Source organism: Leisingera coralii (assembly GCF_049056525.1).
Taxonomy (GTDB): Bacteria; Pseudomonadota; Alphaproteobacteria; order Rhodobacterales; family Rhodobacteraceae; genus Leisingera; species Leisingera coralii.
Genome location: NZ_JBHUPT010000033.1, coordinates 1 through 22,966 on the forward strand (window position 1 = coordinate 1; position 22,966 = coordinate 22,966).

Annotated in this window: 23 protein-coding genes; 8 read left to right on the forward strand and 15 right to left on the reverse strand. The window is 66.6% G+C overall.

Annotated elements, in window-relative coordinates:
• Positions 1-21: 21 nt before the first annotated feature.
• Positions 22-642: a glutathione S-transferase family protein gene (locus ACFMBG_RS12300; protein ID WP_421054996.1), complete on the reverse strand. Its 621-nt coding sequence runs from the start codon at positions 640-642 to the stop codon at positions 22-24.
• 144 nt (positions 643-786) lie between these two features.
• Here ACFMBG_RS12300 and ACFMBG_RS12305 point away from each other — a divergent pair, with 144 nt between their 5' ends.
• The 7 genes from ACFMBG_RS12305 to ACFMBG_RS12335 all read left to right on the forward strand — a co-directional run bounded on the left by ACFMBG_RS12305 (position 787) and on the right by ACFMBG_RS12335 (position 8,863).
• The gene (locus ACFMBG_RS12305; protein ID WP_421054997.1) at positions 787-1,674 is read left to right on the forward strand and encodes a LysR family transcriptional regulator; all 888 of its coding nucleotides are present in this window, start codon (positions 787-789) and stop codon (positions 1,672-1,674) included.
• Between the two features lie 326 nt (positions 1,675-2,000).
• Complete coding sequence (locus ACFMBG_RS12310) at positions 2,001-3,137, forward strand: ABC transporter substrate-binding protein (RefSeq protein WP_421054998.1); 1,137 nt, start codon at positions 2,001-2,003, stop codon at positions 3,135-3,137.
• A 73-nt stretch (positions 3,138-3,210) separates the two neighbouring features.
• Positions 3,211-4,131 (forward strand): branched-chain amino acid ABC transporter permease, encoded by a 921-nt coding sequence (locus ACFMBG_RS12315; protein ID WP_421054999.1) that lies wholly within the window; start codon positions 3,211-3,213, stop codon positions 4,129-4,131.
• Positions 4,128-5,117 (forward strand): branched-chain amino acid ABC transporter permease, encoded by a 990-nt coding sequence (locus ACFMBG_RS12320; protein WP_421055000.1) that lies wholly within the window; start codon positions 4,128-4,130, stop codon positions 5,115-5,117. The genes ACFMBG_RS12315 and ACFMBG_RS12320 overlap by 4 nt, the downstream gene beginning before the upstream one ends.
• Positions 5,110-5,865: an ABC transporter ATP-binding protein gene (locus ACFMBG_RS12325; RefSeq protein WP_421055001.1), complete on the forward strand. Its 756-nt coding sequence runs from the start codon at positions 5,110-5,112 to the stop codon at positions 5,863-5,865. Before ACFMBG_RS12320 ends, ACFMBG_RS12325 begins: the two co-directional genes overlap by 8 nt.
• Positions 5,862-6,551, forward strand: a complete 690-nt coding sequence (locus tag ACFMBG_RS12330; protein WP_421055002.1) for an ABC transporter ATP-binding protein — start codon at positions 5,862-5,864, stop codon at positions 6,549-6,551. The genes ACFMBG_RS12325 and ACFMBG_RS12330 overlap by 4 nt, the downstream gene beginning before the upstream one ends.
• 212 nt (positions 6,552-6,763) lie before the next feature.
• Positions 6,764-8,863: a TonB-dependent siderophore receptor gene (locus ACFMBG_RS12335; protein WP_421055003.1), complete on the forward strand. Its 2,100-nt coding sequence runs from the start codon at positions 6,764-6,766 to the stop codon at positions 8,861-8,863.
• 82 nt (positions 8,864-8,945) lie between these two features.
• Here the strand turns inward: ACFMBG_RS12335 and ACFMBG_RS12340 are convergent, their stop codons facing one another.
• The 13 genes from ACFMBG_RS12340 to ACFMBG_RS12400 all read right to left on the reverse strand — a co-directional run bounded on the left by ACFMBG_RS12340 (position 8,946) and on the right by ACFMBG_RS12400 (position 21,521).
• A complete protein-coding gene (locus tag ACFMBG_RS12340; RefSeq protein ID WP_421055004.1) occupies positions 8,946-9,752 on the reverse strand; it encodes an energy transducer TonB in 807 nt (268 codons plus the stop codon).
• Complete coding sequence (locus ACFMBG_RS12345; protein ID WP_421055005.1) at positions 9,749-10,132, reverse strand: ExbD/TolR family protein; 384 nt, start codon at positions 10,130-10,132, stop codon at positions 9,749-9,751. Before ACFMBG_RS12345 ends, ACFMBG_RS12340 begins: the two co-directional genes overlap by 4 nt.
• A gap of 10 nt (positions 10,133-10,142) precedes the next feature.
• Positions 10,143-10,520 (reverse strand): ExbD/TolR family protein, encoded by a 378-nt coding sequence (locus tag ACFMBG_RS12350; protein ID WP_421055006.1) that lies wholly within the window; start codon positions 10,518-10,520, stop codon positions 10,143-10,145.
• 4 nt (positions 10,521-10,524) lie between these two features.
• Positions 10,525-11,499, reverse strand: coding sequence for a MotA/TolQ/ExbB proton channel family protein (locus tag ACFMBG_RS12355; RefSeq protein ID WP_421055007.1), 975 nt, complete (start codon positions 11,497-11,499; stop codon positions 10,525-10,527).
• Positions 11,496-12,548 (reverse strand): siderophore-interacting protein, encoded by a 1,053-nt coding sequence (locus tag ACFMBG_RS12360; RefSeq protein ID WP_421055008.1) that lies wholly within the window; start codon positions 12,546-12,548, stop codon positions 11,496-11,498. Before ACFMBG_RS12360 ends, ACFMBG_RS12355 begins: the two co-directional genes overlap by 4 nt.
• Before the next feature lie 11 nt (positions 12,549-12,559).
• The gene (locus ACFMBG_RS12365) at positions 12,560-13,342 is read right to left on the reverse strand and encodes an ABC transporter ATP-binding protein (RefSeq protein ID WP_421055009.1); all 783 of its coding nucleotides are present in this window, start codon (positions 13,340-13,342) and stop codon (positions 12,560-12,562) included.
• Complete coding sequence (locus ACFMBG_RS12370) at positions 13,342-14,358, reverse strand: FecCD family ABC transporter permease (protein ID WP_421055010.1); 1,017 nt, start codon at positions 14,356-14,358, stop codon at positions 13,342-13,344. Before ACFMBG_RS12370 ends, ACFMBG_RS12365 begins: the two co-directional genes overlap by 1 nt.
• The gene (locus ACFMBG_RS12375) at positions 14,355-15,386 is read right to left on the reverse strand and encodes a FecCD family ABC transporter permease (RefSeq protein WP_421055011.1); all 1,032 of its coding nucleotides are present in this window, start codon (positions 15,384-15,386) and stop codon (positions 14,355-14,357) included. Before ACFMBG_RS12375 ends, ACFMBG_RS12370 begins: the two co-directional genes overlap by 4 nt.
• 1 nt (position 15,387) lies before the next feature.
• Positions 15,388-16,410, reverse strand: a complete 1,023-nt coding sequence (locus ACFMBG_RS12380; protein WP_421055012.1) for an ABC transporter substrate-binding protein — start codon at positions 16,408-16,410, stop codon at positions 15,388-15,390.
• 204 nt (positions 16,411-16,614) lie between these two features.
• Positions 16,615-17,973 carry a dihydrolipoyl dehydrogenase gene (gene lpdA, locus ACFMBG_RS12385; RefSeq protein ID WP_421055013.1) on the reverse strand — a complete coding sequence of 453 codons (1,359 nt, stop codon included), beginning with the start codon at positions 17,971-17,973 and terminating at the stop codon, positions 16,615-16,617.
• Positions 17,974-19,266: a dihydrolipoamide acetyltransferase family protein gene (locus ACFMBG_RS12390; protein WP_421055014.1), complete on the reverse strand. Its 1,293-nt coding sequence runs from the start codon at positions 19,264-19,266 to the stop codon at positions 17,974-17,976.
• Between the two features lie 4 nt (positions 19,267-19,270).
• Positions 19,271-20,284: an alpha-ketoacid dehydrogenase subunit beta gene (locus ACFMBG_RS12395; protein WP_421055015.1), complete on the reverse strand. Its 1,014-nt coding sequence runs from the start codon at positions 20,282-20,284 to the stop codon at positions 19,271-19,273.
• 1 nt (position 20,285) lies between these two features.
• Positions 20,286-21,521: a 3-methyl-2-oxobutanoate dehydrogenase (2-methylpropanoyl-transferring) subunit alpha gene (locus ACFMBG_RS12400; RefSeq protein ID WP_421055016.1), complete on the reverse strand. Its 1,236-nt coding sequence runs from the start codon at positions 21,519-21,521 to the stop codon at positions 20,286-20,288.
• 161 nt (positions 21,522-21,682) lie between these two features.
• Here ACFMBG_RS12400 and ACFMBG_RS12405 point away from each other — a divergent pair, with 161 nt between their 5' ends.
• On the forward strand, positions 21,683-22,147 hold the full coding sequence (locus ACFMBG_RS12405) for an Lrp/AsnC family transcriptional regulator (RefSeq protein WP_421055017.1): 465 nt from the start codon (positions 21,683-21,685) through the stop codon (positions 22,145-22,147).
• A gap of 22 nt (positions 22,148-22,169) precedes the next feature.
• Here ACFMBG_RS12405 and ACFMBG_RS12410 read toward each other — a convergent pair whose 3' ends face one another.
• A complete protein-coding gene (locus tag ACFMBG_RS12410; protein WP_421055018.1) occupies positions 22,170-22,802 on the reverse strand; it encodes a TetR family transcriptional regulator C-terminal domain-containing protein in 633 nt (210 codons plus the stop codon).
• Positions 22,803-22,966: the final 164 nt, after the last annotated feature.

The window sequence follows — 22,966 nt, forward strand, 5'->3', positions numbered from 1 at the left end:
CGCGCTGAGGTTAGGGCGCGATCAGGCCGCCAGGCCAACCTTGGTGGCGGGCATCGGCTTGAAGCCTTTCAGCCCTTCGATATTGGCCAGCAGGGCGCGCACGTTGGGGTAGGGCTCCAGCGAGATGCCGCCTTCGGGCGCGTGGGCGAGGTAGGAATAGACCGCAACGTCAGCGATGGTGGGGGTGTCGCCGGCCAGGAAGCTGCGGCCCTCCATATGGGCGTCGATCTTGCCCAGCACGCGGGCCGCCACGGTGGCGCAGAACTCTGCATCCAGCGGGGCGTTGAAGACGGTGATCAGCCGCGCGGCCGCCGGGCCGAAGGCGATCTCGCCCGCGGCCAGGGTCAGGAACTTCTGCACCTCGGCCTCCTGCACCGGATCGGCGGGCAGCCAGGCCGGCGCGTATTTGCGGGCGAGGTAGACCAGGATGGCGTTGGAATCGCTGATGACGGTCTCACCGTCCTCGATCACCGGCACCTGGCCGGCCGGGTTCAGCGCCAGGAAGGGCGGCTGTTTGTGCTCGCCCGCGGCAAGGTCGACGGTGACCACCTCATGGGCGATCCCGGCGAGGCTGGCGAACAGCTCCACCCGGTGGGAATGGCCGGAGAGGGGGAAGCCGTGGATGCGGATGGAATGGGGCATGTCTGGGGTCCTTTGCTTGGCATCTGCCGTGGGGTTTTGAAGACACCCGGAAAGTACCCCGCCCGGCGCCCGGCGATAATATTCCTATCTGTGGAATGATTATGTACACTGCATTCATAAATGGTGAGGCCGGGAGCACCCGTGATGGACAAGCTGGAGTGTATGCGGACCTTTGCCGCGGTGGCGGCGCAGAGCTCCTTTACCGGCGGTGCCCGGCAGATGGGGATCAGCACCAAGCTGGCCAGCAAATACGTCGCCCGGCTGGAGGAGCAGCTGGGGGCGCAGCTCTTGAACCGGACCACCCGCAAGGTGACGCTGACCGACACCGGACGGGCCTATCTGGAGCGTTGCCTGCCGCTGCTCGATCAGTTCGACGAGCTGGAGGATGTGGTGCAGCTGCGCCAGCAGGAGCTGGCAGGCCCCATCCGCATCACCGCGCCCACCGGCTTTGGCAGCCGCGAGCTGGTGGAGGCTTTGCAGCCGTTCCAGCAGGCGCACCCCAAGGTGGCGGTGGAACTGGTGCTGTCCGACCGCCACTTGCCGATGCTGGAGGAGGGGGTGGATCTGGCGGTCCGTTTCGGCGCGCTGAAGGATTCGGGGCTGGTGGCGCGCAAGCTTTGCACCATGCGGCGGGTGGTGGTGGCGTCGCCGGAGTACCTGGCGGCCCACGGCGAGCCCGCCGAGCCGGAGGCGCTGGCCACCCACAACTGCCTGCTGCTCACGACCGCACCGCAGCCGGAGGCCTGGGTGTTCGGGCGGGGCAGCGGGGCGAGACCCATCACCGTCGGCGGCAGCTTCCGCGCCAACTCGCCGCGGGCGGTGGCGCATATGGCGGCCAAGGGCTTGGGCATTGCCTGCTGCCCCCATTACACCGCGCTGCCGTTTCTGCAGGCTGGCAAGCTGCAAGTGCTTTTCGAACAACAGGAAACCGATCCGATCACGCTTTATGCGGTGTATCCGCCCAGCCGTCATCTGACCGCGCGGATCCGCGCCTTGATCGACCATCTGGCAGGCTGTTTCGGACCAGGCTGACCGGTGCGTCCGGCATCGCATTTGCCGCTTTGTTTCATCTTTCTCAAAATACTCCGGGGAGCGCGAGGGGCCGGCCCCTCGCATCCTCCGTTGCCGCATCTGATCGCTCTGCGGACAAATAGGGCAACAATATTGCCCTATATATTTTATGCTTGAAATAATAATCCAAGCCTGCGTAGGCTCATCCCAAGGGCTGGCGCAAGATCAGCCGGGGAGATGCGGGCTTTCGGCGGTCTTGGCTTCTGCTGCTGCCGCGGTAAAGTCGCAAGCATTTGATCAAGAACCCCGGCGGCGCGCCGGGGCACATTCTGGGAGGATTGAACGATATGAAGACCATTCGGATGCTGGCGATGGCGGCCGCGATTCCGGCGCTGGCAACGGCCGCGCAGGCGGAGACAAAGATCGGCATGATCACCACCCTGTCCGGCGGCGGCGCGGGTCTGGGCGTGGATGTGCGCGACGGTTTCATGCTGGCGATCGAACAGGACGGCCGCGAGGGCGTCGAGGTGGTGATCGAGGACGATCAGCGCAAGCCCGACGTGGCGGTGCAGATCGCCGACCGGATGATCCAGTCCGAGAAGGTGGACATCATGACCGGCATCATCTGGTCCAACCTGGCGATGGCGGTGGTGCCTGCTGCAACCGCGCAGAACGTGTTCTACCTGTCGCCGAACGCGGGCCCCTCGGCCCTTGCGGGCAAGCGCTGCCACCCGAATTACTTCAACGTCGCCTGGCAGAACGACAACCTGCACGAGGCCGCGGGCGCCTATGCCAATGAGGCAGGGCTGAAAAACAGCTTTATCCTGGCGCCGAACTACCCGGCGGGCAAGGACGCGCTGACCGGCTACAAGCGGATGTATGGCGGCGAGCTGGCGGGTGAGATCTACACCAAGCTGGGGCAGACCGATTACGCTGCCGAAATAGCCCAGATCCGGGCCTCGGGTGCGGACTCCGTCTATTTCTTCCTGCCCGGCGGCATGGGGATTTCCTTCCTCAAGCAGTACGCAGGCAGCGGTGTCGATCTGCCGGTCGTCGGCCCGGCGTTCTCATTCGATCAGGGCATCCTGCAGGCGGTGGGCGATGCCGCGCTGGGGGTGAAGAACACCTCGCAGTGGAACAAAGACATCGACAACCCGGCCAACGCCGCCTTTGTCGCCGCCTTCCAGGAGAAATACGGCCGTCTGCCCTCGCTTTATGCCAGCCAGGGCTATGACACCGCCAACCTGATCCTGAGCGCGCTGGACAAGGCGGAGCCTGGCGACCAAGACGCCTTCCGGGCGGCGCTGAAGGCAGCAGATTTCGCCTCCGTGCGCGGTGACTTCAAGTTCGGGGACAACCATCACCCGATCCAGGACATCTATGTCCGCGAAGTGATCAAGGAAGGCGATGTCTTTACCAACAAGATCATCGCCACCGGCCTGAAAGACCACGCCGACGCCTATGGCGGCGAGTGCAAGATGTGACCTGAGCCACTGAGCGGAGACGCCTGTCCGGCGTCTCCGCAAGCGGCCAAGCTTCCCCCTCGGAAATCCGAAAATGACTTATATTCTTGTTCTGGAGCAGATCCTGAATGGGCTCCAGCTCGGGGTGATGCTGTTTCTGATGGCAGCCGGGCTGACGCTGGTGTTCGGGGTGATGGGGCTGATCAACCTCGCCCATGGCTCGCTTTATATGGTGGGCGCCTTTGCCGCCGCTGCGGTGGCGGGCTGGACCGGCTCGTTCCTGCTGGCGCTGGCGGCAAGCCTCGCCGCCGCGGCCGCCGCCGGGGCGCTGATGGAGCTGGTGGTGATCCGGCGCCTTTACCGGCGCGACCATCTGGACCAGGTGCTCGCGACCTTTGCGCTGATCCTGATTTTCTCTGAGGGCACCCGCTGGCTGTTCGGCTCCTTCCCGTTGTTCCTGGATGTGCCGGCCTATCTGTCGGGGCCGGTCAGCCTGCCGGGCGGCATTGAATATCCGCTTTACCGGCTGACCATCATCCTGATCGGATTGGGCATTGCCGCCGGGCTGTTCCTGCTGATCGCCCGCACCCGCATCGGCATCCAGATCCGCGCAGGCGAGGCGGACCGGGAGATGATTGCCGCCCTCGGCGTCGATATTTCCAAGCTCTACACGCTGGTCTTTGCCCTTGGCGCGGCGCTGGCCGGGCTGGCGGGCGCGCTGGTTGGCGCGATCCAGTCGGTGCAGGTCGGCATGGGGGAGCCGGTTCTGATCCTGGCCTTTGTGGTGATCGTGATTGGCGGTATCGGCTCCATCAAGGGGGCGCTGGCCGGGGCGCTGCTGGTGGGGATGACCGACACGCTGGGCGGCGTGTTCCTGCCGAAGCTGTTTGGCCTGTTCCTGGATCCGGCCAGCGCGGCCTCTGCCGGGGCGTCGCTGGCGTCGATGCTGATCTATATCCTGATGGCGGCAATCCTGCTGGTGCGCCCCTCGGGTCTGTACGGGGGGAGCGCATGATGCTGACGCGTGAGAGCCTGCTCAATTGGGCAATGATTGCGGCGCTGCTGATCGTGCCGGTGGCGGCGTGGTCGCTGGATGAGCCTTTCATCATCACGCTGGCCACCAAGGCGGCGATCCTGGCGCTGGCGGGGGTCGGGCTGAACATCGCGCTTGGCCTTGGCGGGCTGATCAGCCTGGGCCATGCGGCGTTCTTCGGGATCGGCGGCTATGCCATGGGCATCCTGGCCGCCCATGCCCAGAACTATGAGCCGCTGTTTGAATGGCCCTTCCTGTTCGAGGGCAGCAACCAGATGCCGCTGATCTGGCTGGTGGCAGTTGTGTTCAGCGCGCTTGCTGCGCTGGTGATCGGGGCGCTGTCGTTGCGCACCTCGGGTGTTTATTTCATCATGATCACCCTCGCTTTCGGCCAGATGCTCTATTACTTCGCGATCAGCTGGAGCGCCTATGGCGGCGAGGACGGGCTGTCGATCTGGGTGCGGAATGAGTTCCCGGGCCTCAACACCCTTGATCCGATCCAGTTCTTTGCCATTGCCTATGTGATCCTGTGCCTGGCGCTGGTGTTTGCGGCGCGGCTGGCGCGCTCGCCCTTCGGGCTGGCGCTGGCGGCGGCGCGGCAGAATGAGGACCGGGTGCAGGCGGTGGGCCTCACGCCCTTTACCCTGCGGCTGACCGCATTCGTGATTTCCGGTGCCATCACCGGTTTGGCAGGCGCCTTGTTTGCCGATTTGAACCGGTTCGTCAGCCCCACCATGCTCAGCTGGCACACCAGCGGCGAGATCATGATTTTTGTGATCCTGGGCGGTGTCGGGCGGCTGTATGGGCCGGTTGCGGGTGCAGCACTTTACATCATGCTGGAGCATCTCCTGGGCGGGGTCAGCGATTACTGGCAGATCTTCCTGGGCGTGCTTTTGCTGCTCATCGTGCTGTTTGCCCGCGGCGGGCTGATCGGGGCGCTGGCTGGACAGGAGAAGGCGCATGGCTGATGCGGTTCTGAAAACCAAGGGCCTCAACAAGAGCTTTGGTGCATTGCAGGCGAGCAAGGATGTCTCGCTGGACCTGCGGCCCGGTGAAATCCACGCGCTGATCGGGCCGAACGGGGCGGGCAAATCCACCCTGATCAAGCAGATCGCGGGCAATATCGCGCCGGACAGCGGCTCGGTGGAGCTGCTGGGGCGGGACGTCACTGCGCTGGACACCGTGGCGCGGGCGCGGATGGGGCTGGGGCGGACGTTCCAGATCTCGGCGCTGGCGATGGAATACACCGTGCTGCAGAACGCGGTGCTGGGGGCGCTGGGGGGCCGGGGCCGGCCGTTCCATTTCTTCCGCAACGTGATGAAGGACCCGGAGCTGCTGGAGCAGGCGCGCGACGCGCTGGAGCGGGTGGGGCTGACACAGGATGCAAACCGCCGCACCGCCGACCTGTCGCACGGCCAGCGCCGCCAGTTGGAGGTGGCGGTGGCGCTGACCTTGAAACCGAGGCTGTTCCTGATGGATGAGCCGATGGCCGGCCTGGGTGCGGCCGGGTCCAAGGCGCTGACCGGCTTCCTGGATGGCTTGCGGCAGGAGGCGCCGATCCTCTTGGTGGAACATGACATGGACGCGGTCTTTGCCTTGGCGGACCGGATCAGCGTGCTGGTCTACGGCGAGATCATTGCCACCGGCACCGCGGACGACATCCGCGCCAATGCCGAGGTGCGCCGCGCCTATCTGGGAGAGGAGGACGCCGCATGAGCCTGCTGACTTTACACGGGGTCGAGGCCTCTTACGGCCCGGCGCAGGCCTTGTTCGGGGTCAATCTTGAGATCGGCGAGGGCGAGGTGGTGGCGCTGATGGGCCGCAACGGGATGGGCAAATCCACCACCATCAAGACCATCTGCGGCATGCTGGGCATCTCCAAGGGGGAGCTGCGGTTTGACGGGCATGACCTGCGTCAGCTGCCGTCCTACAAGATCGCGCGGCTGGGGGTTGGGCTGGTGCCCGAAGGGCGGCGCTGTTTTGCGCCGCTCACGGTGGAGGAAAACCTGATTGCCGCCGCCCGGCCCGGGCCCTGGGACATGAAGAAGGTTGCAGAGCTGTTCCCGCGGCTGGAGGAGCGGCGGACCCAGACTGCGGGGTCTTTGTCGGGCGGCGAGCAGCAGATGCTGACCATCGGCCGCGCCCTGATGACCAATCCGCGGCTCTTGATCCTGGATGAGGCAACTGAAGGCCTGGCGCCAGTGGTGCGGCAGGAGATCTGGGCCGCGATCGGACGTCTCAAGCGGGAGGCGGGGCTGGCCATTCTGGTGGTCGACAAGTCGCTGAAGGAGCTGTCGGCCATCGCCGACCGTGCGGTGATCCTCAACAAGGGCAGCAACGCCTGGGGCGGCGGCATCGCCGAACTGCCAGCAGAGGTGGCGGACCGGTACCTGGGGGTGTGACCCCTCAGGCCGGTCAAAGGCGCCTTTGACCGGAAAAGGTGATGCATTTTTGCAAGTTTTGATAATTAGGGACTGCTGTTCCCGGCACCCTGCGGGCCTTTGGCCCGGCGGGCGGGGATTGGCGCTTGACCACGCGCCAGTTCCTTACTAGCCCGCACTCACCCAGCACTACGTCAGGCAGAAACTGCAACCGCACATAGCGGAGATGGGACATGATTCTGCGACGTACTGCTGCGTCAGCTTGCGCCCTGCTGGCAGCCATGCCGGCATTGGGTGAAGTTGTCGAGCTTGAACAAATCAACGTAAACCAGCAAGGCAGCGAGGGCTTCTTTGGCGAAAGCATCTCGCTGGAGACCGGCACCATTGCCAAGACCGGCGATCCGATTGCGGAGACGCCGCGGTCGGTGACGGTTGTGACCGCCCAGGAAATTGCTGCGCGCGGCGCCCGGAATGTGGAGGAGGCGCTGCAATATTCCGCAGGCATCGTCGGCGGCCAGTGGGGGCTGGACAACCGGGCGGACTGGTATCTGGTGCGCGGCTTCCGTGCCAGCACGCTGCATGACGGGCTGCCCGCCCGCTACGGCTTTTACAATGACACCAAGCCTGAGCCCTTCCTGCTGAACCGTATCGAAGTGCTGAAGGGGCCGGCCTCCGGCCTTTATGGCAGCGGCTCGGTCGGCGGCGTGGTGAACACCACCTCGAAAACCGCGGCGCAGGACTCCGACAACCTGCTGCAACTGCAGGTCGGATCGCATGACCGCAAGCAGGTTGCAGCGGATGTCAGCGGCGATTTGAACGCAAGCGGCACCCTGCGCTACCGGTTTGTGGGCGTGCTGCGGGATTCGGAAACCCAAGTCGATCATTCGCAGGATGATGTGCTGGCGCTGGCGCCGTCCATCACCTGGCGGCCGAATGAGGATACCGAGCTGACGGTGCTGGCCAACTACCAGGAAAACGAAGGCAGCCCGCTGATCCAGTTCGCCTCGATCTATGGCACGCTGCTGCCTGCAACGGGGTTCGGCAATGGCGGTTTCCTCCCCAGCAGCGTTTTTGTCGGCGAGCCGGGGTTTGACCGGTTCGACAGCGAGCAGCGCGCCATCACCGCGATGTTCAAGCACCGGTTCAACCCGGTCTGGAGCCTGAACGCCAATGCGCGCTACCTGGAAGCCGAGGCCGAATACCAGCACGCCTGGTGGGCTTTCGACAACACCGGCACCGGCCGGTACAATCCGGACGGCACCATCAACCGCACGTTCTACCGCGCGGAAAACAAGCTGAAGACCTGGGCGATTGATGCCTATGCCACCGCCGAATATGCGTTTGGCGGCTTTGACATGCGGACCTTTGCCGGGGTGAGCTACACCCGCGGGCATTATGACAGCGATACCGGTTACGGCGCCCAGGTCGGCCCCATCGATCCGTTCAACCCGGTTTATGCCGGCTATCCGTCGATCACCGTGGCTGACACGCCCGGCACCTCGATCACCGAGGCCGGCGCCTATGTGCAGCATCGCGCCGCCTATGACGGCCGGCTGTTCATTGATTTGGGCCTGAGGTATGGCGACATCGAAACCGGGGCGAGCAATGGCAGCTTTGGTGCGACGAGCATCGCCGCCAAGGACAGCGAGTGGACCGGCAATGCCGCGGTGATGTACCGGTTCGGCAATGGTCTGGCCCCCTACATCAGCTATGCCGAAAGCTTCCGGCAGGATGCGATCGGTACCGATGTGAACGGTACCCCGTTTGAGCCGACCCGCGGTGAGCAGGTTGAAATTGGTGTGAAATACCAGCCGCTGGGCACCGATACGCTGCTGACGGCGGCGGTGTTCGACCTGACCAAGTCGAACCTGACGGTGGCCGATCCGGGCAATCCCGGCTTTCAGGTGCAAACGGGGGAAGCCTCCGCCAAGGGGCTGGAGCTGGAGGCCTACCACCGGTTCGGCGACCTGACAGTCGATGCCGCCTATACCTATCTCGATACCGAGGACGCAGAGGGCGACTACATTGCCCAGGTGCCCAAGAACGCGGCGTCGCTGTGGCTGAACTACGAGCCGCAGGAGGGCAGGTTGCAGGGTTGGGCGTTCGGCGCCGGGGTCCGCTACAACGGCGAGGCCTGGGGCGGATCCAGCACCTACCTGACGCCGTCCTACACGCTGTATGACGCCGCGGTCTCCTATAGCCATGACAACTGGCTGGTGTCGCTGAACGTGCGCAACCTGAGCGACGAGCGCTATGTCACCACCTGTTCGGGCGGCGCCTGCTACTTTGGCGACGGGCGCAATGTGGCGCTGACGCTGACCACGAAGTTCTGAGCCGTTCCGAGCGGTTCAGCAACAGGAAAAGGCCCGCGCAGGCTGCGCGGGCCTTTTTTACGGGCCGGATCCGCAGCCGGGCCTATTTCGAGAAGCTCATCGGCAGGGTGAAGGTGAGCTGGCTGAGGGTGAGCTTCTTGGGGGCGGAGGGGAATTTCCCGGCCCGGGCGACCGCCTGCAGCGCCGCCTGGTCAAACACCGCGCTGCCAGAGGATTTGGCAATCCGGTAGCTGAGAAGCTGGCCGGTGCGGGAGACGGTGATCCGCACAACCGCCCGGCCGCTGCCGCTGGCGCCGGAGGGAAAGCGTTTGCGGCGCTCGATGAGGGCGCGGATCCTGGCGCCCCAGACTGCTTGCAGCTTGGCCTGCTGCCCGGCCTGGGCGGTGGCAGCGGCAGAGCCGCCCGCCTGCCCGGCCTGGGCGCCGCCGCCGGATCCCGCGGCCCGCTGCCCGGCCCGGCTGGCCGTGGTCTGCTCGGCCTTACGCGCCTGCTGCGGCTCGGGTTTTGCTGCGGCTTCCGGCTTTTCTTCCGGCGGCGGCGGGGGCGGCGTGGTGTCTACCTCCAGCGTTTCGGCAGGGGCGGGGCGGGCCAGCGCAATTTGCGCTGCCGCGCGCGGCGCCTGGGCCAGTTCGAACCGCGGCACCGCGGGGGCCGCAGGGATGGTGAGGGGTTGGGGCAGGGGTGTCTCCAGCTGTGGCACGGTTTGTGGCGGACGCTGCCAGGCTTCCACCATTTCGGCAATGGTGGCATCAGCGGCCTGGACAGAGACCAGCGCATCGCCGCCCGCACCGCTCGACTGGGCGCCGGAGCGGGGTGCGGTGGCAAACAGCGCGACATGGATCAGCGTGGCGATCCCGGCAAAGACGGTGAGTTCGGCCGCGCGTTTCATTGCGGGCGCACCACGAGTTCGGCCCGGCTGAGCCCGGCTGCCGCCAGCTGCCGCAGGATCCGCGCCAGCGCCGCGGCTTCGAGCTTGGCATCGGCCCGCAGCTGTACCACGGGTCTGTCCGTGCTGGCAGCGGCCAGACGGGCAATTGCCGCTTCACCCGCGGCACCGTCAAAGTGCATTTGGCCTTCGGCATCGATGTACAGCACGGCCTGAGCCTTGGCCTCGGTGTCCAGCGCGGCCTCGGGCGGGGTAACCTCGAAGGGTTGGGGCTGGGCCAGGCGGGAGGTCATCAGGAAGAAGATCAAGAGCAGGAAGACCACGTTGATCATCGGCACGATGGATTCGGCCCGCGGGCGGCGGGGGGGATCGGTCAGGTCCATGCGCGTCTCCTTATTCCACCAGCACGAAATTGGTGAAGCCGGCCTGCCGAAGCAGCGCGGTCACATCGGTGATGCGCTGCAGATCGGCCTTGTCCCGTCCGCGCAGCACCAGCATGTCGCCAGGTGTTTCCATCAACGGCGCCAGCGCTTGCGCCAGGTTGCTGTCGGCCACCGGCACGCCGTTGATGTCCAGGTTATTCGCCCCGATGCCGATCAGCCGCGGCGGGCCGGTGTAGGGGCCGCCCTGACCGGCCAGCGGCAGGTCCAGCACCGCGTCCATGCCAAAGCGTGAAGCCAGCATGAAGAACACCAGCAGCAGGAACACCACGTCGATCATCGGCGTCAGGCTCGGCTTGCGCCGGGGTTTGGAGGGCGGAGCCAGCAGCATCGCGTCACTCAGCCGCCAGTTTCAGTTCGGCAGGAGCGGCGGCGACGAACAGCCGGGTGGCGTTGTCCTCAATGTCGCGGCGGATGCGGCTGATCACCGCCTCGAACCAGGTGAGCGCGGCGGAGGCCGGGATCGCCACAGCCATGCCCGCGGCGGTGGTCAGCAATGCCTCCCAGATGCCGCCCGCCAGCAGCGCCGGATCGGCGCGCGCGCCTGCCGCCTGCAGCGCCTGGAAGGCGGCGATCATGCCCAGCACGGTGCCGAGCAGACCCAGCAGCGGCGCGATGGTGGCGATCAGCTCCAACGCACCGAGGCCGGTGGCGGCGCTGCCCAGGTGCAGCTTGGCCACCCGGGCTGTCTCTTCGCGGGCGCGGTCCTCAGGCAGGGTGGAGAGGGCGGTCAGGGCGGTGGCCACCACCTTGGAGCGGATGCCGATGCGGCCCTTGACGATGGCCAGCGCGGCGCCGGTGTCGCCGCGCTCAAAGGCCTCTACCGCGCGGCCTGCCTTGCCGCGCGACCAGGCGCCGATCAGCGCCAGGCGCCAGACTTTCCACAGGATCAGCGCCAGGGTGATCACCGACAGCGCCGCAATCGCCCAGATCGACGGCCCGCCATCGCGCAGGAATTTCAACGCCTTGGCAGAGGCTTCGCTGGCGGCTTGCGCCAGTTCCTGCTGCCGGGAGAGCGGTTCGGCGGGCGGCAGCGGCTCAGCCGCGGGCGCAGCTTCGGCGGGTTCCGATAGGGTTGCATCGGCGCCGGACGGGGCCGAAGGAGCGGCGGGCTCCGGCTCAGCGGGCACTGTGGTCTCCGGAATTTCCAGAGCGGGTGCCGCAGGGGCTTCCGGCTGCGCTGCCGCCGGAGCCTCGGCGGCGACCTGCGGTACCGGAGCGGCGGGCGAGTCCTGTGCGAGGGCCGGGGCTGTAAGCAGCGGGGCGGTCAGAAACACTGCGGCAAGGGCCGCCTGGGCGCGTTTGGTCATGATTGGCTCCAATATGCGGCGATATAGCTTGTTCCGGGGGCGGGCTTGTCCTGCTGGAGGGCCGCGCGCAGGCGCTGCACTTCGGCCTTTTCGCAGGCAAACCACAGGTAGTGGCCGGGTGCGTGTTTGCGTGCGGCCAGCGCGCGGTCCGCCAGGCTGTGCCCGCCATCGCGGCGCAGCCAGGTCAGCGCAACACCCGCCGGTGCGGTCACCGGGTAGCCGCAGCCCTCGCCCCCGGTGCTGAGCAGAACGGCCTCGCCCTCGCTGTCCCTCGGCAGGCTTTCCAGGATGCGGGCCGCGGCGGGCAGGGCGGTTTCGTCGGCATAGAGCAGGATTTTCGAGGTTGCCGGAATGCCGCCGCCGCCAGGCCCGGCAAGGACCAGCCGGTCCCCCGGGGCCGCCTGGCGCGCCCACTCGGTCGCGCGGCCGCCGTCGTGCAGGAAAATGTCGAACTCCATCAGCCCGTCGGCATGGCAAATCCGGCGGGTGGTGTAGACCGGGCGGTGCAGCGCAGTTTCCCCTTTCGGCCAGACGGTGGCGCCAGTCTCCGACAGCCGGGGCCATTCCGGCGCGGTACAGCCTGCGGGCGGCAGCAGCAGGCGGAAGTGGATGGCATCGTCCTGGAAACCGGCGAGATCCGGGGATTTGACCTGCACCCGCAGGAAGGCGCGGCCGATCGGGGTGACCGACTGAACCGTCGTGAAATGGACGTTGGGCGGCAGGGCGCCAGCCGCGGTGGTGTCCGGCCAGCGGAGGGCATTGGAGGCGCCGGGCTGGATTTCGTCCAGATGCGCGGCGATTCCTTCCTTCAGCATGTGCAGCCTGTCCGGCAGGGCTGCCGAAACGCCTATTGCGGTACCGCCGTTCCGGGCGGCAAGGCGGTAGTGGCCGAAGCCTGCGATCTCCACCGTGACGGCGGCGGCGCTGTTTTCGATCACCGGCAGCTCATGCTCCTGCGCCATGGCAATGACGGCCTGGCGGACGGCGGCGAAGGGCAGCTCCGGAAGTTCGGCGTTTGCTTGCAGCGGGATGATGGGGTTGATGGTCATCGCGGCCTCGTTCATGCGGGGATGACATGCGGGGTGCCGTGCAGCGGATCGGGGATGATCCGGCAGGGCAGCGCAAAGACGGATTGCAGGACCGCTTCCGTGACCACCTCGGACGGTGCGCCCTGGCAGAACACCCGCCCGTCCTTGAGCGCGATCATGTGGCTGGCAAAGCGGGCAGCCAGGTTGATGTCATGCAGCACCATGGCCACGGTGCGCCCGGTTTCGCGGTTGAGCCGCTGCACCAGCTTCAGCAGTTCGATCTGATGCGGCAGGTCCAGGTAGGTCGTCGGCTCGTCCAGCAGCAGGATGCCGGTTTCCTGCGCCAGCGCCATGGCGATCCAGGCCCGCTGGCGCTGCCCGCCCGACAGTGCCTCAAGCGGCCTGTGGGCGTTGCCGGTCATGTTGGTGAGTTCCAGCGCCCGGGCAACCGCCGCCGCGTCTTGACGCGACCACTGCCGCAGCGCCGACTGATAGGGGGTGCGGCCACGGGCCACCAGATCGTGCACGGTCAGCCCATCGGGGGCGGAGGGGGTTTGCGGCAGGATCGCCAGGCGCTGCGCAACCGAGCGGCTGCTTTGCCGGTGGATCGCCTTGCCGTCCAGCACCGCCTGGCCGGCGGCGGCCGGCTGCAGCCGGGCCAGGGACCGGAGCAAGGTGGACTTGCCACAGGCGTTGGGGCCGACGATTGCGGTCAGTTCACCGTCGGGAATGGCGGCGGTGAGGCTGTCCAGCACGGGCGTGCTGGCATAGCCGGCCGAGAGATCCTCGGCCCGCAGGCGGGTGATGTCAGGCATCAGAGTGTTCCTTTGCGGAAGTGCGCCAGCAGCAGCCACAGCAGCACGGGGGCGCCAATGAGTGCGGTAAACGCGCCGGCGGGCAGCTGCAGGCCCGGCACCAGGCGGGCGGCAGTATCGGCGAGCAGGGTCATCAGGGCGCCGGCCGCGGCGGCGGCCAGCAGTGCGGGCCGGCCGCCGGGGATCAGGCGGCGGGCAATCGGGCCGGCCGCAAAGGCGACAAAGGGCAGGGGGCCGGCGGCGGTCACCGCAAGCGCGGTCAGGAGAATGCCGGTTCCGGTCACCGCCAGCCGCAGGCGGGAGACGGGCAGACCCAGGCCGGTCGCGATGCCGTCCTCCATCGCCAGCCGGGCCAGCGGGAAATGCAGCCACCACAGTACCGGCGCCAGCAGTGCCAACCCGGCCCAGACCCGTGCCGCGTCCTGCCAGCCGCGGCTGTGGAGCGAGCCGGTGAGCCAGCTCAGCATGTCGGAGGCGGTCTGCGGGTCGATGCGGCTGATCAGCAGATCGGCGGCGGCGGTCAGCGCCAGGCTGGCGCCGATGCCGGTCAGGATAAGACGGCCCGGGGCCAGCCCGTCCTTCCACGCCAGCAGGATCACCAGCGCCGCGGCCAGCGAGGCTCCGGCAATGGCGCCGGGCAGCACCATGCCGCTGGTGAGGATCACCGCGGCCAGGGCGCCGCAGCTTGCGCCGGCGTTGAAGCCGATCACATCCGGCGAGGCGAGCGGGTTGCGCATCATCGTCTGGAACATGGCTCCGGCCAGGCCGAAAGCGGCACCGGCGCCAAGCGCGGCGGCAATCCTTGGCAGCCGGTGACCCAACAGGATCATCTGCTCAATACTTGTGCCTTCGCCGCGCAGCACGGCGGCCATCCGGCTGCTGCTAAAGGGGTAGCTGCCGGTCTGCAACGCCAGCAGGCAAGCGGCCAGCAGAAGTGCCATCAGGCAGAGGCCTGTCACTAGCGCCCGGCGCGAGATCTGCACCGACAGGGCAGCGAAACGGAGGGTCCAGGTCATAGGCTGCGCACTCCGTTCCGGCGCACCATCCAGATCAGCACCGGCCCGCCGATCAGCGCGGTCATCACGCCCGCCTGCATGTTGCCGCCGAACAGCGGCAGGCGTCCGGCCAGATCGGCGGCGATGAGCAGCAGCGCTCCGAACACCGCGGAGAAGGTCAGCGTCCAGCGCATGTCCGGCCCGGCGGCCCAGCGGGCCAGATGGGGCACGATCAGCCCGGCAAAGGCGATTGGCCCGGCCATTGCAACGGTGGCGCCGCACAGGAGCAGGATGGCAGTCCCGGCAATGGCCCGCGCGAGGCCTGTGCGCACGCCCAGAGCGCGGGCAGTGTCCTCGCCCAGCAGCAGTGCGTTAAGTCCGGCGGCCGCCCCGGCGGCAAACGCCGCGCCCAGGGCCAGGAAGGGCAGCAGTGCATAGAGGGTAGACGGCAGAATGCCGTCGAACCCGCCCAGCACCCAGAAGCGATAGACATCAAGGGTTTGCGAGCTGACGAGCAGCAGCGCCCGGGTGAGGGCCAGGATCAGCGCGCTGAGCGCCGCGCCCGCCAGCACCAGCCGCAGCGGGTTGGCGCGGCTGCCGCCGCCGAGCAGGAATACCAGCACCGAGGCCGCCAGCGCGCCGCCAAGCGCTACCCAGACAAAGGCTGCCGGATCGGTGACGCCGAAGCCCAGGATGCAGATCACCACCCCCAGCGCGGCCCCGCCGTTGATGCCCAGAAGGCCCGGATCGGCGAGGGGATTGCGGGTCATGCCCTGGATCAGCGCGCCGGAGATGCCAAGCGCCGCGCCGGCAAGCACAGCGCCGGCCAGCCGCGGCAGGCGCATGTCGCGGATCACGATATGGGCGGCATCGTTCGGGTCATAAGCCGTCAGTGCGCCCCAGACAGTTGTCCAACTGGCGGGCCGGAAGCCAAAGCGCAGCGCAGCCGCCGACAGGAGCGCCAGCCCCAGCAGTGACCCGGCGAGCCGGAGACCGCGCAGGCTGGCGGCGGGGCGCGGCCGGGAAATGCTCATGGCAGAGACGGACATGTCAGGAGCCCTCCGGCAGCAGACCGGCCTTGGCCATGCTGGAAACGGGTGTGGAGGGGTCGCCGTCCAGCGCGGCCTCCAGCAGCGGCACCAGCTGGTCCAGCGCCGTATCCAGGCTCAAGGGACTGGAATGGGACAGGGCCGAGGACAGCAGGCGCCCGGCATAGATCTCCCGCCCCTCCCGGTAGGCGCGCAAGGTGTGGCGCAGCGGCAGGCGCTTGAGCCGCGCCGCGGAGCCGCCGGCGTCGATCCAGATCAGCGCATCGGTGTCGATGGGAGAGAGATCCTCCTCGGGGAGCAGGGCATAGTAGCTGTTCGCAGGCGCAAACGGGTTGGCCACCTCCGGCACTGTGAATCCCAGGGCGGCCAGGAATTGGCCGCGGATGTCCGTCGCCGAATAGGCGCCGGTGCGGGTGGCCGAGACCATGACGGCGCTTGCGCCCTGCCACTCGGGGTGGGCGGCGCGGATTGCGGCAAAGCGGCCTTCGATCCGGGAGATGATCCGGTCGGCCTTGGAGGAGTTTCCGGTTGCCGTGCCCAGCGTGCGCAGCATGACCTGCCAGGGGGAGCCGTAGCTGCCGTGGGCGGCCTTCGGCGGGATGGTGGGCGCGATCTGCGACAACAGCGCATATTCGCGCTCGGTCATGCCGGACCATTGGCCGGTGATCAGGTCCGGCTCCAGGGCGGCGATCCGCTCGATGTCGATCTGCCCCTGCAGAACGATGGGCTCGGCATCGCCCAGGGCCTCCTGCGCCCAGGGCCAGACACCATGCGGATGGTTGCCGAACCACTTGCTCAGCGCATGGGGCGTCTCCCCGAGCGCCAGCAGGAAATCATGGCCGATGTAGCTGAGCGAGACGATGCGCTGCGGTTTGGCTGGCACAATCGTGGTGCCATAGCGGTGCTCGATGACCGCCGGGAAAGGTTCCGCCGCGCTGGCCGCGGGGGCAAGCACCGTTGCGGCCAGCAGCAGATAAACGCCCAGCCGGGCGCGCGTATTTGGAAGTAACAGAGCCAGCGTCACAATTCACTCCAGCCTGCGGCGCACGCAAGAGCGGCGCCGGGATGTTGATCCGTTGATGGCTGGACTGTGTGCCGCGCTAATGGCGCGGAGCGTCTCGCTGAAAGGCGCCCGGTTCAGGCGCGCCCGGACGCTTAAATAACCTTAGTTCTTTTGTCAAGTTATCAGGCCGCCCGAGCCGCGATTGAAACGGGCGGCCTGCTGGTCTCAGATATGCAGCGCGTGACCCAGCGCGCGCAGGCAGGCTTCCTGCAGCCCCTCCGACTGGGTCGGGTGCGCGTGAATGGTCGCGGCGATATCCTCCAGGCAGGCGCCCATTTCGATGGCGAGCGAGAAGGCCGCCGACAGTTCGGAGACACCGGCACCTACCGCCTGGAGCCCCAGCACCGCCTGATCGGCATCGCGCCACACAACGCGGATGAAGCCATCCTCGCGTTCAGTCGTCATGGCGCGGCCGTTGGCGGCAAAGGGGAACTCCGTGCTGCTGCTGCCCTCGATCTCGCCCGGCAGGGCGCCGCAGGTGACGATCTCTGGGTCGGTGAAACAAACTGCCGGAATGGCGCGCTTGTCCCATTCGGCCGCGTGGCCCGCGGCATGTTCAGCCACCATCTCGCCCTGTGCCATGGCGCGGTGCGCCAGCATCGGCTCGCCGGTGATGTCGCCGATGGCGTAAATGCCGCGCATCGAGGTCTGGCAGGTCTTGTCGATCCGGATGTAGGGGCCGTTCAGGGTCAGTGCCAGCTCATCAACACCGATGCCTTCGGTGCGCGGGCGGCGGCCGACGGTGACCAGGACTTTCTCAGCCTTGATAGTGCCCTGGCTGGTGGCCAGTACACCGTCGGCATAGCCTTCGGCTTTGGCGCCGGTCATCACTTGAACACCCAGCGTTTCCAGCCGTTTGGCGACGGGCCGGGTCAGGGCCTGATCGTAGAGCGGCAGTATGCGGTCCTCGGCCTCGACCACGGTGACCTTGGTGCCCAGCTTGGCAAAGGCGGTGCCCAGCTCCAGCCCGATATAGCCTGCGCCGACCACGGCGAGGGTGTCCGGCACCGCCTGCAGCGCCAGCGCCTCGGTCGAGGACAGGATATCGCCGCCGAAGGGCAGGGATGGCAGTTCGACCGGGGCGGAGCCGGAGGCGATCACGATGCGTTCGGCGCGGATCTGGGTGGTCTCGTCACCGCGTTTGACCGCCACGGTCTTGCCGTCGAGGAACCGCGCGCGGCCCTCGACCACGCGCACGCCCGCCTTGCGCATCAGGCCGCTGACACCGCCGGTCAGCCGCTTCACGATGCCGTCCTTCCAGGCCACGGTGCGGCTGAGGTCGATCTCGGGCTTACCCGCGGAGATCCCCAGCGGCCCTTCGGCCGCGTGGGACATCTTGTGGAACTCGTCTGCGGCGTGAATCAGCGCCTTGGAGGGGATGCAGCCCACATTCAGGCAGGTGCCGCCGGGGTTGGCCTCGTCCACCACGATGGTGTCGACCCCCAGCTGGCCGGCGCGGATGGCGCAGACATAGCCGCCGGGGCCCGCGCCGATGATCAGCAATTTGCACTTCAGATCAGTCATTCAGCCCTCGACAAACAGCATGGCCGGATTTTCCAGCAGGGATTTCAGTTTCTGCACAAAGACCGCCGCGTCCCAGCCGTCGATCACCCGGTGATCGAAGGAGCAGGAGATATTCATCATCTTGCGCGGCCGGAATTGCTGGCCGTCCCAGACCGGGCGGATCTGCATTTTGTTGACGCCGACAATCGCCACTTCGGGGTGGTTGATGATCGGCGTGGTGGCAATGGCGCCAAGCGGCCCCAGCGAGGTGATGGTGATGGTGCCGCCGGTCAGCTCCTCGCGCTTGATCGAACCGTCGCGGGCGGCCTCGGCCAGGCGGGCCAGCTCACCTGCGTTGTCCCACAGGCTGTTGGCCTCGGCATGGTGCAGCACCGGCACGTTCAGCCCCTGCGGGGTTTGCGTGGCAACGCCGATGTGGACGCCGCCGTGGCGGTAGATCACGCCTTCGTCGTCATCGTAGCGGGCGTTCAGGCCGGGCTGCTCGCGCACCGCCTCGACGATGGCGCGCATCAGGAACGGCAGGAGGGTCAGCTTGGGGCGGCTGCCCTCGTGCTTCTTGTTGAGCGCGGCGCGCAGGTCTTCGAGCGCGCCCATCTCCACCTCCTCGACGATGGTGATATGCGGGATGTGCCGTTTCGACAGCGCCATCTTCTCGGCGATCTTGCGGCGCATGCCGATGACGCGCTGCTCCTCGACGCCGGTGTTGCGGCCGCGGGTGACGCTGCCCTGGCGGATGCCGCCGGATTCGATCCAGCTGTCCAGATCCTCGTGGCTGATACGCCCGCCCGGCCCGGTGCCGGGCACATGGCGCAGGTCGACCCCTTCGGAACGCGCTCGCGCCCGCACGGACGGTGCGGCCAGCGGTTTGCTACCCTCGGGCCGCGGCAGGCGGTGGCCGGGTTTCTTGGCGGCCGGCGCGGGTGCGGGAGCAGGTGCCGGAGGCTCCTTCGCCTCCGCGTCCGCATCCGTTTCCGCTTCCGGCGCGGGCTGTGGCGCCGGGGCGCTGGGTTTGGCCGCTTCAGTGGCCGATCCGGGGGCCTCGTTGCCCTCGCCTTCGACCTCGATCCGGATCAGCACTGAGCCGATCGCCATCATCTGGCCGATCTCGCCGCCCAGCTCCAGCACCTTGCCGGACACCGCAGAGGGCACCTCAACCGCGGCCTTGTCGGTCATTACTGCCGCCAGGATATCGTCCTCGCGCACGATGTCGCCGGGCTTGACGTGCCACTCGGTCAGCTCTGCTTCGGCAATGCCTTCCCCCACATCGGGAAGACGCATGGCAAACACACCCATCCGGTCAGCCCTCCATCACTTTTTTCAATGCTTCGCCGACGCGGGCGGGGCCGGGGAAATACTCCCATTCCTGCGCGTGCGGATAGGGCGTGTCCCAGCCGGTGACGCGGATGATCGGCGCCTCCAGGTGGTAGAAGCAGTTCTCCTGCACCAGGCTCATCAGCTCGGCGCCGAAGCCGGAGGTGCGCGTCGCCTCATGCACGATCACGCAGCGGCCGGTCTTTTCAACCGACGCCTGGACCGTCTCCAGATCAAGCGGCAACAGCGTGCGCAGGTCGATCACCTCGGCATCGACGCCAGTGGCTTCTGCCGCGGCCTCGGCCACGTAAACCATCGTGCCGTATGCCAGAACGGTGACATCCGCGCCTTCTCGGGTGATGCTGGCCTTGCCCAGCGGCACGATCTCCGCGCCCTCAGGCACCTCACCCTTGGGGTGGTTTTTCCAGCTGGAGACCGGGCGGTCGTGGTAGCCGTCGAAGGGTCCGTTATAAAGCCGCTTGGGCTCCAGGAAGATCACCGGATCCGGGTCCGCGATGGCGGCCAGCAAGAGCCCCTTGGCGTCGCGCGGGTTGGAGGGCACCACCACTTTCAGACCGGACACATGCGTGAACAGCGCCTCCGGGCTCTGGCTGTGGGTCTGGCCGCCGAAGATGCCGCCGCCGGTGGGCATGCGGATCACCAGCGGGCAGGTGAAGTCGGCGTTGGAGCGGTGGCGCAGCCGCGCCGCTTCCGAGACGATCTGGTCATAGGCCGGGTAGACATAGTCTGCGAACTGGATCTCGATCACCGGCTTCAGCCCATAGGCGGCCATGCCGATGGCGGTGCCGACGATGCCGGATTCGTTGATCGGCGCGTCAAAGCAGCGTGATTTTCCGTATTTCTGCTGCAATCCCGCGGTGCAGCGGAAGACGCCGCCGAAGAACCCCACATCCTCGCCAAAGACGACGACGCGGTCATCTGCCGCCATCGCGACGTCATGGGCCTCGCGGATGGCCTCGATCATGGTCATGCTGGCCATCTCAGTACCCCGCTTCCTGCCGCTGCCGGATCAGATGCGGCGGCATGGTTTCATAAACACCTTCAAACATGTCGCGCGGGCTCGGGGTCTTGCCGCCGCCCAATGTGCCGATGGACTCGGCCTGTTTCTGGGTGGCGATGACCTCGTCCAGGATTTGCGCTTCGGCCTGTTTGTGCCGTTCGTCGCTCCATTCGCCGATGGTGATGAGGTGCTTCTTCAGCCGCTCGATCGGGTCGCCCAGGGGCCAGGCCGCGGCCTCGCGCCGGGAGCGGTAGGCGGAGGGGTCGTCGCTGGTGGAATGGCCGCCTGCGCGGTAGGTGACATGTTCGATCAGCGTCGGCCCGTGCCCGCGCCGCGCCCGCTCGCAGGCCCATTTCGCCACGGCGTGCACGGCCAGGTAGTCGTTGCCGTCAACCCGGATCGAGGCGATGCCGAAACCGTGGCCGCGGGCGGCAAAAGTGCCGACTTCGCCGCGGGCGATGCCCTGGAAGGTGGAGATGGCCCACTGGTTGTTGACGATGTTCAAGACCACCGGCGCGTCATAGGTCGAGGCAAAGACCATGGCAGAGTGAAAATCGCTCTCCGCTGTGGAGCCGTCACCGATCCAGCCCGTAGCGATCTTGGTATCGCCCGAAATTGCCGAGGCCATCGCCCAGCCGACCGATTGCACGAACTGGGTGCCGAGGTTGCCGGAAATCGAAAAGAACCCGTGTTCCTTGGAGGAATACATGATCGGCAGCTGGCGCCCGTGCAGCGGGTCGTCGGCGTTGGAATAGATCTGGTTCATCATGGTCAGCATCGGATAGCCGCCCGCGATCAGCAGCCCGGCCTGACGGTAGGTCGGAAAGTTCATGTCGCCCGGCCGCAGCGCCCGGGAAAAGGCGCAGGACACGGCCTCTTCGCCCAAGTGCTGCATGTAAAAGCTGGTCTTGCCCTGGCGCTGCGCATTCAGCATCCGCGCGTCAAACGTGCGCAGGGTGAGCATGTGCCGCAGGCCCTCACGCAGTTCCTCCGCGCTCAGCGCGCCGGCCCAGTCGCCCACCGCCTCGCCGTCCTTGTTCAGCACCCGGACGATGGAAAACGCCATGTCGCGGATTGAATCCGGATCCACATCAACCGGCGGGCGTTTGACGGCCCCGGCGCGCGGGATCTCGAAGTCCGAGAAATCAGGCGTGTCGCCCGGACGGCAGCCCGGTTCCGGCACGTTCAGCGATAGCGGCGGAAAGTCATCACTCATGCGGTACCTCTTTGTTCTGAGCGCCTCCAGGCGCGCGCGGAAGACTGCGTGCGGCGCAATGCCTGTCTCCCCAGCTTAGCAAAACCGCATGGTTGAAAAATAACGAATATGGGGGTAGTGGTGCGAAAATCAGAGAAAATACACTCGGAAACGCAAGATTTATGGTGGTTTTCGCTACAGATTCGGTTGATCGGGAGATGCTTCGCGTGTTGCGTGACGAGGGGCGGATTCCCTTGGTGCAGCTGGCGGCCCGAGTCGGTCTTTCCCAGACGCCCTGCAAGCGGCGGCTGCAGCGGCTGGAGGAAAGCGGCCTGATTTCCGGCTACAACGCCCGCATCGACCGCAAGGTCGCGGGGTTCGGCATCACCGCCTTTGTCTCGGTGGAGCTGGAACGCCAGGACGCGGACGAAATTGCCAGTTTCCAGAAGAAGATTGCCCGGTTCGAGGAAGTGGTGACCGGCACGCTGATGACCGGCGCGCAGGATTTTCTGCTGGAAATCGTGGTGGAAAGCCTGGAGGAATTCGAGGCCTTCCTGCAGACCAAACTGCTGCGTATTTCTGGCATCCGGGTGGTGCGGTCGCGCTTTGCGCTGCGCAAATTCATCGACCGGGCGCGGATTCCGTGACCGCCGGGGCCGGCAGGGTGCGTCAGCCCGCCTCTACCGTCAGCAGCTTGCGGTACATCTCCAGCAGGAACACCTCGGCTTCGGCATAGCGGTCCTGCGCCTTGGCGGGGGCGATTTCCTCGATCTGCACGTCGAAATCGGCGTAGTGCTGGGTGGTGGCCCAGATCGAGTACAGCAGGTGGTGCGGATCGACGGTTGCAATCCGGCCGTCACGCATCCAGTCCTCCAGCACGGTGATCTTGGTGTTGTAGAGCTCTTTCAGCGGGCCGAAGATCTCGCTGCGGGACTGCGGCAGGCCGCTGAGGATCTCATTGGCGAAGAACTTGCTTTCCTTGGGGAAATTCCGCGAGATCTCCAGTTTGCGGCGGATGTACTGGCAGATTTCGTCAATCGGGTCGCCATGCGGGCTCAGCATGTTCAGCGGCGCCATCCACAGCTGCAGGGTGCGGGCCAGCAGCTCCTGGCGGATCGCGTCCTTGCTTTCGAAGTAATAGAGCAGGTTGGGCGTGGTCAGCCCGGCATTCTTTGCAATTAGGTTGATCGACGCGCCGGAAGATCCGTGCTGGGCAAAAACCTCAAGCGCGGACGCCAGGATCTGTTCGGTCTTCTTCCGCTGAATCCGGGTCTTCGGCTTTTCAGCTGCCATGCGCGCCATGTAAATTCCGCCACTTACAACAATGTCTATCTGGCGCCCTATTGGCACAAGTCAAAGCCTGTTGCCAGCAATAGCGCGCAGAAGGCCGGTTCAAATCAATGTGCTGGTGCGAATGGTCCGCGCCGGGGCAAAAGGAGCGGGCAGCAAGAGCCGCCCGCCAATTG